Below are 16,551 nucleotides of genomic sequence, written 5' to 3' on the forward strand. Positions count from 1 at the left end.
CCTGTGGGAGCGCCCATGGGCGCCGTCGCTTTTGGGGCGTGCGTTGGGGTATAGGAACGCTCATCGACGCGATGGGGCTCGCGCTTGGCTCTTGGCTGCCCGCTTGAAGATCAACCACAAAGGCTTCCACTCGCCTGCGGCGAGCGGGTTCATTTCTTTTGGGACGCGCACGCGAACAGCGAAGCTGGCCCCGAAGGGGCGAGCGCCATGGATGGCGCGAGTCAAAGAAACGGAACCAAAGAAAAACGCTTCCTCGACAACAGCAGCCCCACGTGGTGTTCGTTCCTGGTCGAAAAACGGCGGGTATCCATGCCCGCCGCCCTCCGGGTCTGCAAACCGCGGCGGTTAGTCTCTGTCGCGAAGAAGCAAGGCAAGCGCCGAATGGACCTTCGGCCCATCGAGATCAATAGATCGCCCAAGCTTTGGCTTCGGGAATTCCGTGCTGCGCCAGTATTGCTTGCAGACCCGTAGGGCGCCGCACATGGATGTGCGGCGTTATTCGATCGAGCCATGGATGGCGAGTCGAAAAATCCCGGAACGAATGAAAGGTGGGGCTGCTTGCTCGGGGAAGGCCCTTTTCTTTGGTTCGTTTCTTTTTTGGCCTTAAAAAGAAATGAACCCGGCCGCGCCAGCGGACGGAAGCTTGTGCTCTTCGCGTTCGCTGCCAGGCTGAAGCGCGGCCGCCGCAGGCGAGTGGAAGCCTTTGTGGTTGATCTTCGAGCGAGCACCCAAGACTCAAGCGCGATCCACATGGCGCCCATGGGCGCTCCCACAGGACGGGCGGTAGCGTGTGCGCTATGGCCGACCGTGCAGGGCTATGGCCTCAACCGCCCACCACCACCCACGCAACTCAATCCCGCTGCGCCCGCATCCACTGCCGCAGCGCATCGTCTTCCAGCCCACCCACGATCTCCTCGAAGGTATGCGGCTGCTCGTCCTGGCCGAGCTTGAACGTCGTGCGGCTGTGGTCGATGTGCGCGTGGAACGCGATGATGTACTGGCGCAGCTGGGTGTAGCGCGGTCCCATGCGGGCCGTGGTCCACGGGTCGGGATGGCCGCCCTCCAGCGACGCCGCCAGTGCGTCGAGGGCCAGGTCGTTGTCCTCGGCCACGAACTCGATGCGGACGTGGAAGCGTGCGACCGCGTAGTTCCAGGTCGGGCCCCAGGTCGGGTTGGAGACCAGGCGCGGGCTGATGTAGCCGTCGGGTCCCTTGAACAGCAGCAGGGCCTGCGGGTCGGCGCGGAAGGCTTCGACCTGCGGGTTGGACACCGCGAAATGGCCGAGGAACGACACCAGCTTGCCGTCGGCATCCAGCTCGGGCAGCAGCGGCAGTGGCGTCGCGTCGAAACCGGCACCGCCGGAGACCACCCAGGCCAGCGGATAGGCGCGGATCAGGTCGAGGACGGCGGCCTCGTTGCGGGGGGCGAACGGACTGCTCATGCCTGGCTCCAGTGTGCTTTCAGCCAGTTGGCTGCTTCGTCGAGGGCGCGGTCGCTCATCGGGGAGATCGAGACCGCTTCAAGAAAACTGTGGGTGGCGCCGGCATAGCTGCGGGCCTTGACCGCAACACCGGCCTCGGCCAGGCGCGCGGCCATGGCGTGATTGCCGTCGGCAAGGATGTCGCATTCGGCGATCGCGAGAAAGGCCGGCGGCAACACAGCCAGGTCTTCCAGTTCGGCCAGCAGCGGCAACGCCTGCGGGTTGCTGCGGTCGGCGTCGTCGTGCAGGTAGTTGTTCCAGAACCACTGCATCTCGCCGGTCTCGAGCATGTAGCGTGCGCCGTCGTAGCGCGTCATCGACGGCGAGTCCTGGTCGGTGAACGCGCCGTAGTTCAGCAGCATCGCAGAGGTTTGCGGCAAGCCGAGCGCGCGCAGCCGCAGGTGGGTGGCGACGGTCAGATTGGCGCCGGCGGAATCGCCGCCCATCGCCAGGCGGGCGACGTCGATGCCGTGTTCGCCGCCATGCGCGCGCAGCCATTGCAGCACGTCGAGGGTTTCATCGATCGCACGTGGGAAACGGGCTTCCGGCGACAGGCTGTAGTCGATGCCCACGACCGCGATGCCGGCGCGCGCGGCGTACTCGCGCATCAGCCGGTCATGGGTGTCGAGGCTGAACAAGGTCCAGCCGCCGCCGTGCAGGTAGACCAGGGCCGGCAACGCGGCCTGCGTCGCCGAGGCCTGCGGCAGGTGGATGCGGATGCGGGTCTGCAGCGTGCCCACGCGCAGCTCGCGGGTCTGCGCCATCTGCGGTCCGCCCTGCACCCAGGGCGCGCGCACCTGCTCGGCGGCCGCGCGCATCTGCGGCAGCGGCAGGCGGGCGAAGTCCGGGAAGGCGGCGTAACCGGCGTTCATGCGCTGCTGGAACAGGCGGATGTCGGGATCGACATCGTCGACCCAGGTGGCGTGCGGGTGTGCGGTGCTCATGCGCGTCGATGTCCGCGCTGATACGCGCAGAAAGGTTCCTCGGGAATGGCGCACAAGGTAGCGCGGCGGCACGCGCGACAGCTGGCCGGGACAGGCCTAAGACCCGCGTGTTCGGGCCAGATGCCCGCGTGCGCGCGCCACGCAGTTGCGCCGTCCGGGCGATTGCGGTGTCATCGCCACTCCACCCGGCCCCGATTGGGGCATTGGATGACGCTCGCGCGATGAAGCACAGCCTGGACTATCCGCTGAAGGCAAGGCCGGTGATCGGGCTCGACGACGAGTATCCGCCCGGCTTCACCGATCCCGTGCACTGCCATGAGCGGGCGCAGTTCCTGTACGCCTCGGCCGGGGTGATGTCGGTGGTGACCTCGCAGACCAGCTTCGTGGTGCCGCCGCGGCGCGCGGTCTGGCTGCCGGCAGGGATGATGCACGAAGTCTCGTGCCGGGGCGCGGTGTCGCTGCGCACGCTATACATCGATCCGGTCTACGACAGCAGTCCTGATACCTGTCGCGTCGTCGAGGTCTCCGACTTCCTGCGCGCGCTGGTGCTCGAGGTCGTGCGCTTCCCCGGCGAATACGATCTCGAAGGCCGCGAGGGCCGGATCATGTGGCTGCTGCTCGACGAGATCCGGCAGATGCCGAACGCGCCGTACCACGTCGGCATGCCCAGCGATCCGCGCCTGACCCGGGTCTGCAAGGCGATCCTGGCCAAGCCGTCGGATGGTCGCGACATCGATACCTGGGCGACGCTGGTCGGCATGAGCCGACGCACGTTCACGCGCATCTTCAAGCAGGAGCTGGGCATGGGCTTCGCGCTGTGGCGCCAGCAGGTGCGGCTGATGGAAGCGGTGTCGCTGCTGGCGGCGGGCCGCTCGATCACCTCGGTCGCGTTCGACGTCGGCTATGAAAGCCCGAGTGCGTTCACCGCGATGTTCCACCGGACCTTCGGCGAACCGCCGAGCGTCTACGTCGCGCGCTGACGCCCCAGCGCGACACGACGCCACGCGACGTGAAGCGTCGTACCTACGCGTGCCTGCTGCCTGCTGCACAGGCCAGCGACCGCATCCACGCACCACGTTCCCACGCAGGAGATCGGCGGGCATCGCGCCACCGGCAAAGATGACCGGGACGGCACGCCGTCATCTGTTGAGGAACAACCGCCATAAGAAACCATCTCCATCTGCATGGACGGATGGATGACGCGATCCTAGAGTCGCTGCCAACAGGATGCGTGCTGCGCCGCAGCGGATTTTCGCCGGCGCCCGCGCACTTCGCACCCACCGATCTGGCAGGACTTCTGATGCAGACCCGCACGCTTCCGGCTGTTGCCCGGAGACCCCTTCGTCGCCCGCTGTTGGCGCTGTTGATCGCACAGGCCCTGGCCGCGCCGGTCCTGGCGCAGCAGCCACAGGGCATCGGCGCGACCGATGCGCTGGCCGAGGCCGAGGCCGACGCCGAGGCGCGCCGCGCGTCGTCCACGCTCGATACCGTTGTCGTCACCGGCAGCCGCGCCAGCGGTCGCACGGTCAAGAACAGTGCCGCGCCGATCGATGTCGTCGACGCGGTCGCGCTCAATGCCACCGGCAAGGCCAACCTGCTCGAAGCGCTGCAGAACCTGCTGCCGTCGTTCAACGTGCCGGCCAACATCCAGCCCGACCTCGGCAGCATCGTGCGCGGTGGACAACTGCGCAATCTCGATCCGGGCTACACGTTGGTACTGGTTAACGGCAAGCGCCGGCACACCACGGCGGTGACCCAGGACGGCGGCTTCGCCGGTTCGGTCTGGGTAGATCTGGGACTGATCCCGGTCGGTGCGATCGACCGCGTGGAAGTGCTGCGCGATGGCGCATCGGCGCTGTACGGATCCGATGCGATCGCCGGCGTCATCAACATCATCCTGAAGTCCGACGCGTCCGGCGGCGAAGTGTCGATCGAGCGCGGCGAGTCGTACGAAGGCGATGGCGGCGTCGACAAGGTCCGCGCCGGCATCGGGCTGCCGCTGGGCAATGACGGCTTCGCCTACCTGTCGGCCGAGCACACGGAGCAATCGCTGGCGATCCGCAGCTCGCCGCTGCAGTCGACCTACCTGCTGTATCCGGCGATCAACAACCTCACCGGACAGCCGGTGCGGCTGGGCGCGCGCAATGCGCTGCCGGCCGGCGCGTCGCCGGACCCGCGCGAGGCCAGCCGCCCGGACCGGCCGTGGATCAACAGCGGCGTGCCCAAGTACCGCACGCAATCGCTGGCGGCCAATGTCGGTTACACCTTCAGCGACGCGCTGTCGTTCTATGGTTTTGCGACCTGGTCGCAGCGCGACGCGTCATCGCCGCAGAACCTGCGCCCCGCCAATACGCTGTTCATCAACAACCCCGGCCTGCTGCAGGTCTATCCCGATGGCTTCACGCCGTGGGAGGTCACCGACGAAACCGACTACGAGGCCACGTTCGGCCTGAAGGGTTCGCTGGGCGAATGGGACTGGGATGCCAGTACGTCGCTGGGCAAGGACGACGTGGACGTTTACGTCAACAGCTCCGCGAACTACAGCCTGGCCTATCCGGGCGGCACCACCGACTTCTACGCCGGCGCGCACGTCTTCGAGCAGAGCACGACCAACCTCGACCTGCGCCGCGGCGTCGACAACACGCTGTTCGCCTCGGCCATCGAGGTCGCGGTCGGCGCCGAGTACCAGGAGCAGAAATTCGAGCTCAAGGCCGGCGAGCCCGATGCCTACTTCGGCGCCGGCTCCAATGCGATCACCGGCTACCTGCCGGTCGATGCGCTGAAGACCGACCGCAACAGCACGGCGGTCTATGTCGGCGCCTCGACGGATCTCGTCGAAGGCTGGTTCGTCGATGCCGCCGCGCGCTACGAGCGGCACTCGGACTTCGGTTCGGTCTCGACCGGACGGCTCAGCACGCGCTACGACGTCAACGACCGCTTCGGCATCCGCGCCACGGTCAGCAATGGCTTCCATGCGCCGTCGCTGGTCACGCAGTCGTACTCGACGACGTCCGACAGCGTCGGCGAGACCAACCGGCTGGCGCCCGCGGGCTCGCCGCAGGCGGCGGCACTGGGCGGCAAGGCGCTGGCGCCGGAGAAGTCCGACAACATCAGCATCGGCTTCAACTGGAGCCCGCGCGCGAACATCAACGTCGCGCTGGACCTGTACCAGATCGAAGTCGAGAACCGCATCGCACTGTCGCCGGGCGTGGGTTACGACAAGCGCGATCCGGCCAACCCGGTCGATCCCAGCGGGCGCGCGCTGACGCCGCAGCAGGTGGCGATCATCGACGGGCTGATCGCCGGCGCCGGGCTGACGCCTACCGACGCCTACGAAGTGCGCTACTTCACCAATGCCGGCGACACCCGCACGCGCGGCGTCGACCTGACGATCGAAGCGACCACCGAGACCGCCCGCCTCGGCCGCTTCCGGTGGACACTGGCGGCGAACTACAACAAGACCGACCTGACCCGCGTATCGCTGGTGCCGGCCGAGCTGCAGGCGCTGCCGCACATCGATCTGCTGTCGGAATCCGCGCAGCTGGCGTTGACCGATCGCGCCCCGCGCCGCAAGGAAGTCCTCGGCGTCGCCTGGTCGCTCAACGGCTGGCATGCCGGCGCGCGGATCAAGCACTTCGGCAGCCTCAACCGCATCGGCAACGGCCTGCACTACCAGGTGCCCGACAGCTGGCTGACCGACGTCAACGCCGGTTACGACTTCGGCAACGGCCTGGGCATCGAGGTGGGCGCCGACAACGTCTTCGACAAGTACCCCAGCAAGACACCCGACGCCTACCGCACCGCGGCGTCGATCGCGCAATACCAGTACGCCTACGACAACTCCGGCCCGGTCGGCCTGCTCGGCGGCTACTGGTACGCACGCCTGACCTACCGCTTCTGACGGGTAGCTCCTGACCCGCACTTCCCATCCCGCACTTTCCAAACTTTTTCCTGCCACCAGCGTGAAGCGAGACGACGCCATGAGCCATCACGACGACCACGACCACACCCTCGACCATCCCGGCATGTCGATCCCCGCGGCGCCTGCGCCCGACTTCGTCGATCGCCACGGGCGCTGCCTGCGCAACAACGACGAGGACCAGGCCTGGGCCGACCTGCTCGCGCCGACGCGCCGGCGCTTCCTCGTCAACGCCGGACTCGCCGCCGGTGGCGTGACCGCCGCCACGTTCGCGGGGGGTGTCCAGGCCGCGACGCCTGCCCAGACCGCAGCGCTGGGCGATCCCGCGTTCCGTGCGGTATTGCCGCCGCGCGATGAAGGCCGCAGCCCCTGGGGCTACAGCACCGCCAACGAGCCGGGTACGCGACCGGTCAGCGTGCGCCCGCGCGATGGCGCCACCGGCCTGCCCGACAAGCCGCGCCCCTACACCGACATCTACAGCTATCACGCCCACGTTTACTTCGACGAGGACAGCTACGTGAAGGCCGATCGCCTGCGCAAGTGGGTGGCCGAACGCTTCCCGGTCGAGCTGGGCAACTGGAACCTCGAGCCGCGCGGCCCGCACGTCACCCCGTCGTTCTACTTCGGGTTCACCAACGACCTGCTACCGGTCGTCGTGCCGTGGCTGCAGCTCAACAGCCTGGGTTTGACCATCCTGCTGCATCCGAACTCGGACGACCCGCGTGCCGACCATCTGTACTACACGCTGTGGGTCAACCGCTCGCAGCCGGTGAACGCCTACGGCATGAAGCGTCCCGGCGAAGTCGGCGCGCCGGACATCGAGAAGATCCTGCCCAACATCGTGCCGACGGTTGCGCTCGAGGCCTGACGAAGCTCTTCACGCGCTGACGCCTCCCTCCGCAACGCGATCAGACGCCCACGCCACAGGACTCCATCGACATGAGTGAACAGACCCATCAGGCCGGCTCCGATCAGGCAAGCCCGGATGCAGCCGTTGCAAGGCCCAGCCGGCCAGGCTGGCAGTGGGGCGTGGCCGGCATCGTGCTGGGCGCGGTGATCGCCTCGACGCTGATCCTGGCGCTGGCGGGTCCCGCACCCGCGGGTGCGCAGGAGGCTGCCGCGGAAGCGGCGGCGGCGAGCGCACCGCCGACGAATGCGACGCCCGCAGATGAGACACCCGCCGGCACGACAACCGTCGGCACTGCGTCCACATTCGAGACACCGCTCGACCGCCAGGCCAGCACCGGCGAGATCGACGTGCGGGCGACGGCCGTGCCGTATCGCAGCGACACCTTCGTCATCGCGCTGCCATCCGGCGACGAGGCCGGCCATGAGCTGGAGCAGAAGCTGCGTGCGGTCGCCGGCAGCCATGTCGTCTATGCCTGGACGGTGTCGGGCATCGCCAATCCCGAGGAGTTCCATGCCGACCTGCATGGGCATTCGCCGCCGGCCCCGGGCTATCACGAGGCCAGTTTCCGCAAGGGCGGTGGCCTGTCCGACAGCGGCGCGTTCACCGTGCCGTTCGATGGCATCCACGGCTGGCTGTTCAAGAACGACTCCGCCGGTCCGGCCACGGTGACCCTGACCGTTGCCGGCTTCTACACGCCGCTGTCGGCTCAGGAACTGGCCGACATCGAGACCGCGATCGAAGCGCTGGCCGCCGGCTGAGCGGCGCGCGACCAGTCCGCTCGGCTCCACTCCACCACTACCCGTCCGTCCACAAGGTTGCGCTGCATGTCGATCCAGCCCGTGTCGTCCGTCTCGATCCCGAAAATACTCAGCGTCGCGCTGCTGCTGGCCGCAGGCCTGCCGCTGGCCGGGCATGCGCAGTTCAAGGCCGAATCGCAGGACAGCATCACCGTGCGTTCGGCGGAGCAGATCCTCGGCAAGCCCTATCGCGGGCAGGCGGTGGCGACGCCGCGCGGCGCCGATGGCAAGCCGACGTTCACCGGCTTCTGGAAACTGCTGCACGAGCCCGGCAAGCCCGACGGCAACCTCGGCAAGGATCGCCGTGGCTTCGCCCTGCCGTACACCGCGCAGGGACAGCAGGTACTGGAAGCGAACTTCAAGACCGTCGATCCCGAAGCGCGCTGCCTGATCACCGGCATCCCGCGCCTGCTGACCAGCGTGCTGCCGTTCGAGATCCTGCATACGCCCAAGCGCCTGGCGACCTTCCACCAGCTCAGCTGGCATCGCTGGGTGTGGCTGGACGGACGCGCGCGCGATCCCGAGCAGGATCCGCGTTACCTGGGCAACGCGATCGGCGAGTGGGACGGCGAGACCCTGGTCATCACCTCGTCGGGATTCCAGGACAGTGCGGACGGCAATGTCTGGTTGGACGACAACGCCAACCCGATCAGCGCCCAGGCGGTCGTCGTGGAACGCTGGACGCGTCCCGACTTCCATCACCTCAACCTCGAGCTGACCTATACCGACCCGACCTACTACCGCGAGCCGGTGACCTATCGCCGCAGCTTCGTGCACGGCGCGCAGGGCGAGCACTTGCGCGAGTTCTCCTGCGAGTGGAACACCTGGTGGGTCGTCAACCACCTCGAGCCGGGTCCGGGAAAGATCGGCAGCAACGGCAACCGCGGTTACGGGCCCGACAACCAGCTCGTGCCCGACCTGCCGCTGGGCTCGGTGCAGGCCTCGCGCGGCACCGGCTACTGGCTGTTCCGCAAGAACCGCGCGAAACCCTCGGACCTGCCGGAACCGCGCTGAGCGCACCGATCACGCCGTCTTCCACCACGCCACGACACCGCTCCGGGAACACCGATGCCTTTCACCTCCAAGCTCAGCATGGCCGCGCTGGCCACGGGATCACTGCTCGTCCTCGCGCTGTCGCAGGCGGCTGCACAGGCGCCCGCGCAGGCACCACCCGCGGCAGGTGCCGTGCCGGCATCCGTGCCGTTCGAACTGACCGCCGCCGACATCCAGGGCAGCCCGTACAAGGGGCCGCGCGTGGCGACGCCACGCGGCCAGGACGGCAAGCCCGACCTGACCGGCTACTGGCGCGGCATCCGTACGCCCGGCAAGCCCGGCGGCAACCTCGGCAAGGATGAGCCGGACTTCATCCTGCCGTTCTCCGAGCAGGGCAAGCGTGCACTGCTGTACAGCCAGAACCATACCCGCGATCCGGAATCGATCTGCATCCTCGGCGGCATTCCACGCCACAACGGCAGCGGCCTGCCGTTCGAGATCCTGCATACGCCGGAGCGCCTGGCGACGATCTACCACTACAACACCCATCGCTGGGTCGATATCGGCGCCGACCTCAAGCACGCCGCGCAACTGGAGCCGCTGTACTTCGGCCACGGCATCGGCAAGTGGGATGGCGACACCCTGGTCATCGAGACGCGCGGCCTCAAGGATTCGGTCAAGGACTTCATCTGGCTGGACGAGAACGGCAACCCGACCAGCGACCAGACCACGGTGGTCGAGCGCTGGACGCGTCCGGACCATCACCACCTGCAGCTGGAGATGACGGTCACCGACCTGAAGTACTACACGCGCCCGTTCGTGTTCAAGCGGACCTGGGTGCTCGGCGATCCGGGCCTGGGCCTGGGCGAGTATCCCTGCAACGAGAACAACCTTGAAGCCGATCATCTCGGCCCCGGTGCCGGCGTGATCGGTCCCGACGGGACCCGCGGCTTCGGTTACGACGCGCCGCTGCCCGAGGTGCCGCCGGGTCCGGAGGCCTACGGCTTCTAGGATTCCAGGTTTCTAGTCTCACCACATCGCCACATCGCCGCCATGCCGCTGCACCGTGCGATCGCGCGATGCCAGCGGCGACACCCCTCTTTCGAGCATTACCAAGGAATCGCACCATGCGCGTGTCCGCAACCCGTTGGCTCGTCGCCGCCCAGTGGTTGATCGTCGCGGCGACCGCCGTCCTGCCGCTTGCCGCGCACGCAGCCGCGCACGCAGCCGGGCGCCTGCCGGCCGGCCTGCAAGGGCAGTGGCGCGGCGAGTTCAGCGTGCAGGGCGAGCCCTTGCCGTTCAATTTCGAGATCACCGCCGGCGACCTCGACCAGGCGCGGCTGGTGCTGCTCAACGCACCGCGCAAGGAAGCGTTCCGGATCGAGCATCGCGGCGGAGCGGATTACGTGGTGCCGTTCCGCAACCACGACACCGAACTGCAGCTGGCCCTGCAGCCCGATGGTCGCCTGCAGGGTCGCTACCACCACCTGATCGCCGGTCGCGAGGTCGGCGACCTCGCGTTCACCGCGACGCGGGGGCAGGACTGGCGCTTTGTGCCGGCCAGCCGCGCCGATGTCGGCATCGACGTCAACGGCAAGTGGCGCTTCACCACGGTGGCGGCCGACGGCAAGAGCCGTGAGCGCGTCGCCGTGCTGAAACAGCAGGGCAACCACGTCACCGGCGTGCTGCTGTCGCCGACCGGCGATTCGCGCGCGCTGGAAGGCAACCTCGTCGGCCATACGCTGTTGCTGTCGGGCTTCACCGGTCCGGCGCCGTCGCTGTATCGCGGCACCTGGTCGCCCGATGCCAGGGACGAGATCTCCGGGCAGGTGCTGACCGCGCGCGCGACGCAGACCTTCCAGGCGCGCCGCGACGACAGCGTGACCCTGCCCGATCCCTATGCGCTGACCCGCGCGACCACCGATGGTCCGGTGTCGCTGGCCTTCCCGGACGCGACCGGCAAGACCGTGTCGCTGCAGGACCCGCGTTTCCGCGGCAAGGTCGTCGCGGTGCAGATCCTCGGGACCTGGTGCCCCAACTGCGTCGACGAGACCCGGTTCCTGGTGCCGTGGATCCGCGACAACCGCAAGCGCGGCGTCGAAGCGGTCGGTATCGCCTTCGAGCAGGAAGACGATGCCGCGCTGGCCGCGCGCACGCTGCCGCGCTACCAGTCGTTCTATGGCATCGACTATCCGATCCTGTTCGGCGGCGGCCTCGACAAGGCCAGCGCCGGCCAGCGCCTGCCTTGGCTCAATGAAGTGGTCGCCTATCCGACGCTGGTGCTGCTCGACCGCCAGGGCCGCGTGCGCGAGATCTACACCGGCTTCAGCAGCCCGGAGACCGGCGAGCCGTACGAACGCTTCGTGCAGCGCTTCAACGCCACCGTCGACGCCCTGCTGGCCGAGCCGGCCCCCAAGGGCTGATGCCGCGATGACCATGAGTCACCTGCTGCGCCGACAGTGCGCCGTCGATCGATGTTGGCGCGCGCGTTGATGCGCCACTGATCCGATCCGGGCCGTGCGCACACGGCCCGCCCTGTTCGACCTCCACACCGCCGGCGCCCGCCGTGACGGACGGGTGCGTTGCGCCCATGCGTCCGTGGCCGTCGTCGCCGTCGTGGGTTCATCCCCAATCTCCCGAGACCGACATGCGCTCTTCTCCCGCGTCACCTCGCCATCGCGCCATTCTCCGTTTCCCGCGTCGCCCGCTGGCGCTCGCGATCCTGCTGTCGGTGGCCGGCTTCGCCCAGGCGGCGGACGCCGGCACCTCCAATGACGCCACGTCCAATGCCGCCAGCGCCGCCGCCGACACCGCCGATGCCAGCGTGGCCAACAGCGCCGACCGTGCCACCACGCTCGACAACGTCGTCGTCACCGGCACGCGCGCGTCCGGTCGCACCGTCGAGAATGCGGTCGCGCCGATCGACATCGTGACCGGCAATGCGATCGAGCTGTCCAACAAGGCCAACCTGCTCGAGCAGCTCGGTGCAAACCTGCCGTCGTTCTTCGTGCCCAACGTGCCGACCCCCAATGTCGGCAGCATGGTGCGCGCCGGCCAGCTGCGTGGCCAGAATCCCGGCCATACCCTGGTGCTGATCAACGGCAAGCGCCGGCATTCGACCGCGTTCCTCGGGGCCGGCGGATTCAGCGCGACCGCACCGGTCGACCTGTCGACGATTTCCAGCGGCGCCATCCAGCGGATCGAAGTGCTGCGCGACGGCGCGTCGGCGATCTACGGTTCGGACGCGATCGCCGGCGTCATCAACATCATCACCGACGACGCCGCCGAAGGCGGCAACGCCTCGGCGCGCTATGGCCAGTTCTTCGAAGGCGATGGCGAAACCACGGTGCTGCAGGCCAGCCAGGGCTTTCCGCTGGGCGCGGCCGGCCACCTGCGGATCTCGGGCCAGCGCGACGAGCAGAAGATCGTCGTCCGCAACAGCCCGGTCAATCCGAACCTGCTGTATTACTTTCCGCTCAATTCGGCTGGCGTCGAGATCCTGCCCTCGGGTCCGCTGAGTTCGTATCCGCAGCTGCCGGCCGGCGCGACGCCCAATCCGCGCGAGGCCACGCGCGACAACAACGCCTGGAAGAACCGCGGCAAGGCGCCCTTCACGTTGTCGACGTTTGCCGCCGACATCGGCCTGCCATTGAACGACGCCGTCGAGGCCTACGGCTTCTTCAGTTACGCCCAGCGCGATTCCAGCGCGCCGCAGAACTTCCGCACGCCCAACCGCAACGAGAACGTCCGCGCGCTCTATCCCGACGGCTATACGCCGGTCGAGGAGATCGACGAGACCGACTACTCCGGCCTGGTCGGCGTGCGCGGCGACGACTGGCATGGCTGGGACTGGGACCTGAGCACGGTCTACGGCCGCGACCATATCGACGTCAACGTCAGCAATTCGGTCAACGTCACCTATGGCCTGGCCAGCCCGACGCGCTTCTTCATCGGCGACCACGACTACCGCGCCTGGACCAGCAACCTGGACCTGAGCCGGCAAGTGGACCTGTTCTCGATCCCGACCGACCTGTCGATCGGCGCCGAGCATCGCCGCGAGCACTATCAACTCGGTGCCGGCGATCCGGCCGGCTATACGCACGGCGGCCAGCGCGTGCTCGATGGTCCCAATGCGGGCCAGCTGCTGGGCAACTCGCTGGCGGTGTCCCAGGCGCTGCCGGCGTATCGTCCGGCGGACGCGCAGGACGTGACCCGCAACAGCAGCTCGGTCTACCTGGGCCTGGCGCTGGCGTTGAACGCACGCTGGACGCTGGACCTCGCGGGACGCTACGAGCACTTCTCCGACTTCGGCAACGAAAACACCTGGCGGGTGTCGTCGCGCTTCGACCTGACGCCGCGCCTGGCGCTGCGCGGCACCGTCAATACCGGCTTCCACGCACCGGCGCTGGCGGCGCTGTCGTACCGCTCGGTCGGCAATGCCAATACCAGTACCAACTACGTGCTATCGGTGAACTCGCCGGAGGCGCGCGCCCTCGGCGCCAGCGCACTGAAGCCCGAGACCTCGCGCAACTACAGCCTCGGCATCGTCGCCGAGCCCTTCGACGGCGTGCATGTCGCGGTCGATGCCTACCAGATCGAGGTCAGCGACCAGATCACCCAGATCGCCAACTTCAATACCGCGGCACGGCCCTTGGGTCCGGCGACCGCGACGCCGTCGCTGTCGGAGCAGCTGACCAACGGGCAGATCCTGCGCGGCGACGGCATCAGCTACCTGGTCAACGCGTCCGATACCCGCACCCGCGGTGTCGAGGTGACCATCGACAAGGTGTTCGGCTTCGACAACGGCGGTCGGCTGGCGCTGTCGTACGCGGCCAACTTCAACAGGATCGAGCTGACACGTATCGCGACCGCGCCGCCGGTGCTGGCCGACTACGGCATCACCCTGCTCGACACCAGCGCGGCGATCAACCTGCGCAACTCGGTCCCGCGCGAGCGCCATATCCTCGGCGCGAACTGGAAGCACGGCCCGTGGGAGCTGAACCTGCGGCAGAACTACTGGGGCGCACTGGAGCGCTCGGGCACGGTCAGCGTGCCGCCGACGACCGGTCCCTGGGCCGGCATCACCCAGTACGCCTACGACATCGGCGGCCTGTGGACCACCGACCTCGACATCGCCTACGCCTTCTCCGACGCCCTCAAGGTCTCGCTGGCCGGCAACAACCTGTTCGAAGCCAGGCCGACGCAGACACCCGGGCCGTTGCTGGCCGCGCAGGCGATCTACGACTGGCAGAACAACGGCGCCATTGGTCCGGAAGGTGGCTTCTGGTCCCTCAAACTCGATTATCGCTGGTAACCCATGAGCACGCTGTCCAACCACCTTCTGCACCAGAACGACTCCCACGCGAATACCACGGGCATGCTGCCGGACCACGCGAGACTGGGCCACGCGAGACTGGCGATCGCGCTGCTCCGCGGCCTGCTGCTCGGCCTGCTGGCCGTCGCCGGCAGTCCTGCGCTGGCGCAGGCATCGTCCGCGCAATCGGCATCCGCGCAATCGTCGTCGCCGGGTGGGCCCAGCGCGCACGACCTCGATACCGTCGTCGTCGTCGGCCACAACCTCGAGGAGACCTTGCCGCAGGAGCTGGCGCGCTACGGTCATGCGGTCGAGACCATCACCGCCGAGCGCATCGAGGCCGCTGGCTACATCGACGTCAGCAGTGCGCTGCAGTACGAAGTCCCCGGCCTGTATGTGTCGCCCGGCAGCGGTGCCTACGACTACGTCGATGTCTCGCTGCAGGGCTCGCGGACCGGCGACGTGTTGTGGCTGATCGACGGCGTCCGCATCAACAACCGCATCTTCAACAGCACCAGCCCGGATACGCTGCCGGCCAGCGCGGTCGAACGCATCGAAGTGCTGAAGGGCGGCGAGAGCCTGTTCTACGGTACGCAGGCGGTGGCCGGCGCGATCAACATCGTGACGCGCGCCTATACCGACACGCCCGGCGGCCAGGTCGGCCTGGGCTACGACAGCAACGACGGCACCCGCATCCATGTCAGCGGCCACGGCCAGGTCGGTCGCCACCGCTTCCTCGGTTATGCCTCGCGCGACGCCGGCGACGGCTATCGCCAGTTCGACCACTACGAGCCCAGCGCCACCGATCGCGACCGCAGCTACACCGTCAGCAATGTCGGCCTGAAGTACGGCAACGACCTCAGCGACAAGCTCAAGCTGGACCTGTTCTACCACCATACCGAGGCGCTGCTCGACAACAATGCGCCATCGCGCACCCGGCGCAGCTACAACGACCGCGATGAGGACGTGGCCAGCCTGCGCCTGGCGTATGCCGCAAGTTCGCGCGTGCAGTACTTCCTGAAGGCCTACCTGCACGACTGGGACACGACCTACGCCAACATCCAGAACCGCCCGCTGACCGGCGAGGAACTGGTGATCTATCCGCCGGGCACCTACTGGGGTTTCCGGGACTACGGCGTCAATGGACTGGCGCGCATCGCGCCCGGCGGCCGCTTCGAATACCACGTCGGCTACGACTACCAGAACTACCGCGCGCGCGACGATGTCTTCCCGATCGCCGGCGATACCGAAACCGTCAACGCGGTGTTCGGCCATGTGCGCAGCGCGCCGGGCGCGTTCGGCCGGCTCGCGACCGCGGCCGGCGTACGCTACAACCGCGGCAGCGGCGGCAAGGACGCGACGGTCTGGAACCTCAGCGGCCGCTTCGACGTCTCGCCCGCGCTGTATATCGAAGGCCTGGCGTCGACCGCGTTCCTGCTGCCCAGCGCCGAGCAGTTGTATTACGTGGGCTATCCGCCGGACGACTATGTCGGCAATCCGCTGCTGCAGCCGGAAGAGAGCGTCAACCTCAACCTGTCGCTGGGCGGGCGCGTCGGCACGGGCGCGCAGGCCTGGGGCTGGAAGCTCACCGGGTTCGCGCGCGACATCGACCACCTGATCGACATCGGCTACGACGATCCCGACTATCCCAACGGGCGCTACGGGAACGTCGCCGGCAAGGTCACCGTGCGCGGTGCCGAGGCCGCCGTGGTCGCGCCGCTGGGGCAGGACCTGCGGCTGGAAGGCAGTTACACCTGGACGCGCTCGCGCGACGAGGGCAGCGACCTGCAACGCCAGCGCACCCCGGTGCGGTTCGCCAAGGCCAAGCTCGAGTACGCGCCGGATGCACCGTTCGGCGCCAGCGTCGCCGTCCACTGGACCGGCGATGTCTACCAGACCGTGGCCGGCTATGGCCGTCGCAACTATGGTGGGCAGGCGGTGACCGACCTGGCCGCGCATGCCTGGCTGGATGCCGCGCGCCGGCACCGCATCAACCTGCGGCTGGAGAATGCCTTCGACCGCGACTATGCGACGCGGCTGTCGCGTACCAACCTCGACAGCGGCACTGGCTTCGCCCTGGTCCGCCGCCTTGGCGTGCCGCGCACGCTGCACGTCAACTACAGCTACACGTTCTGACGGGCGTGGCAAGGTTGCGTTGCGGGGTGGACGGCACTGGCATGCCGGCACGCGATCA

General features: G+C 68.0%; 11 protein-coding genes. 9 read left to right on the forward strand and 2 right to left on the reverse strand.

Annotation, left to right across the window (positions count from 1 at the left end; genetic code table 11):
- Nucleotides 1-850 precede the first annotated feature (850 nt).
- Nucleotides 851-1,441, reverse strand: a complete 591-nt coding sequence (locus ACYX7E_RS02910; protein ID WP_462079059.1) for an FMN-binding negative transcriptional regulator — start codon at nt 1,439-1,441, stop codon at nt 851-853.
- Nucleotides 1,438-2,424 (reverse strand): alpha/beta hydrolase fold domain-containing protein, encoded by a 987-nt coding sequence (locus ACYX7E_RS02915; RefSeq protein WP_462079060.1) that lies wholly within the window; start codon nt 2,422-2,424, stop codon nt 1,438-1,440. Before ACYX7E_RS02915 ends, ACYX7E_RS02910 begins: the two co-directional genes overlap by 4 nt.
- A 221-nt stretch (nt 2,425-2,645) precedes the next feature.
- Between ACYX7E_RS02915 and ACYX7E_RS02920 the strand changes: the two genes are divergently transcribed.
- The 9 genes from ACYX7E_RS02920 to ACYX7E_RS02960 all read left to right on the forward strand — a co-directional run bounded on the left by ACYX7E_RS02920 (nt 2,646) and on the right by ACYX7E_RS02960 (nt 16,493).
- The gene (locus tag ACYX7E_RS02920) at nt 2,646-3,404 is read left to right on the forward strand and encodes an AraC family transcriptional regulator (RefSeq protein ID WP_462079061.1); all 759 of its coding nucleotides are present in this window, start codon (nt 2,646-2,648) and stop codon (nt 3,402-3,404) included.
- 374 nt (nt 3,405-3,778) lie between these two features.
- Nucleotides 3,779-6,325, forward strand: coding sequence for a TonB-dependent receptor plug domain-containing protein (locus ACYX7E_RS02925; protein WP_462079062.1), 2,547 nt, complete (start codon nt 3,779-3,781; stop codon nt 6,323-6,325).
- 61 nt (nt 6,326-6,386) lie between these two features.
- The gene (locus ACYX7E_RS02930; RefSeq protein WP_462079063.1) at nt 6,387-7,211 is read left to right on the forward strand and encodes a DOPA 4,5-dioxygenase family protein; all 825 of its coding nucleotides are present in this window, start codon (nt 6,387-6,389) and stop codon (nt 7,209-7,211) included.
- Between the two features lie 71 nt (nt 7,212-7,282).
- On the forward strand, nt 7,283-8,011 hold the full coding sequence (locus ACYX7E_RS02935; RefSeq protein WP_462079064.1) for a hypothetical protein: 729 nt from the start codon (nt 7,283-7,285) through the stop codon (nt 8,009-8,011).
- A gap of 66 nt (nt 8,012-8,077) precedes the next feature.
- On the forward strand, nt 8,078-9,064 hold the full coding sequence (locus tag ACYX7E_RS02940; protein ID WP_462079065.1) for a hypothetical protein: 987 nt from the start codon (nt 8,078-8,080) through the stop codon (nt 9,062-9,064).
- A gap of 54 nt (nt 9,065-9,118) precedes the next feature.
- On the forward strand, nt 9,119-10,054 hold the full coding sequence (locus ACYX7E_RS02945; RefSeq protein WP_462079066.1) for a hypothetical protein: 936 nt from the start codon (nt 9,119-9,121) through the stop codon (nt 10,052-10,054).
- A 116-nt stretch (nt 10,055-10,170) separates the two neighbouring features.
- Nucleotides 10,171-11,466 carry a TlpA disulfide reductase family protein gene (locus ACYX7E_RS02950; RefSeq protein ID WP_462079067.1) on the forward strand — a complete coding sequence of 432 codons (1,296 nt, stop codon included), beginning with the start codon at nt 10,171-10,173 and terminating at the stop codon, nt 11,464-11,466.
- A gap of 224 nt (nt 11,467-11,690) precedes the next feature.
- Nucleotides 11,691-14,357 (forward strand): TonB-dependent receptor plug domain-containing protein, encoded by a 2,667-nt coding sequence (locus ACYX7E_RS02955; protein ID WP_462079068.1) that lies wholly within the window; start codon nt 11,691-11,693, stop codon nt 14,355-14,357.
- A 3-nt stretch (nt 14,358-14,360) separates the two neighbouring features.
- Complete coding sequence (locus ACYX7E_RS02960; RefSeq protein WP_462079069.1) at nt 14,361-16,493, forward strand: TonB-dependent receptor plug domain-containing protein; 2,133 nt, start codon at nt 14,361-14,363, stop codon at nt 16,491-16,493.
- Nucleotides 16,494-16,551: the final 58 nt, after the last annotated feature.

Source organism: Luteimonas sp. RIT-PG2_3 (assembly GCF_054902115.1).

Excerpts from the sequence above, each read along its gene's own strand:
- ACYX7E_RS02910 (WP_462079059.1), bottom strand. The coding sequence starts at position 1,441 with ATGAGCAGTCCGTTCGCCCCCCGCAACGAGGCCGCCGTCCTCGACCTG.
- ACYX7E_RS02940 (WP_462079065.1), top strand. The coding sequence starts at position 8,078 with ATGTCGATCCAGCCCGTGTCGTCCGTCTCGATCCCGAAAATACTCAGC.
- ACYX7E_RS02920 (WP_462079061.1), top strand. The coding sequence starts at position 2,646 with ATGAAGCACAGCCTGGACTATCCGCTGAAGGCAAGGCCGGTGATCGGG.
- ACYX7E_RS02945 (WP_462079066.1), top strand. The coding sequence starts at position 9,119 with ATGCCTTTCACCTCCAAGCTCAGCATGGCCGCGCTGGCCACGGGATCA.
- ACYX7E_RS02935 (WP_462079064.1), top strand. The coding sequence starts at position 7,283 with ATGAGTGAACAGACCCATCAGGCCGGCTCCGATCAGGCAAGCCCGGAT.
- ACYX7E_RS02950 (WP_462079067.1), top strand. The coding sequence starts at position 10,171 with ATGCGCGTGTCCGCAACCCGTTGGCTCGTCGCCGCCCAGTGGTTGATC.
- ACYX7E_RS02915 (WP_462079060.1), bottom strand. The coding sequence starts at position 2,424 with ATGAGCACCGCACACCCGCACGCCACCTGGGTCGACGATGTCGATCCC.
- ACYX7E_RS02960 (WP_462079069.1), top strand. The coding sequence starts at position 14,361 with ATGAGCACGCTGTCCAACCACCTTCTGCACCAGAACGACTCCCACGCG.
- ACYX7E_RS02955 (WP_462079068.1), top strand. The coding sequence starts at position 11,691 with ATGCGCTCTTCTCCCGCGTCACCTCGCCATCGCGCCATTCTCCGTTTC.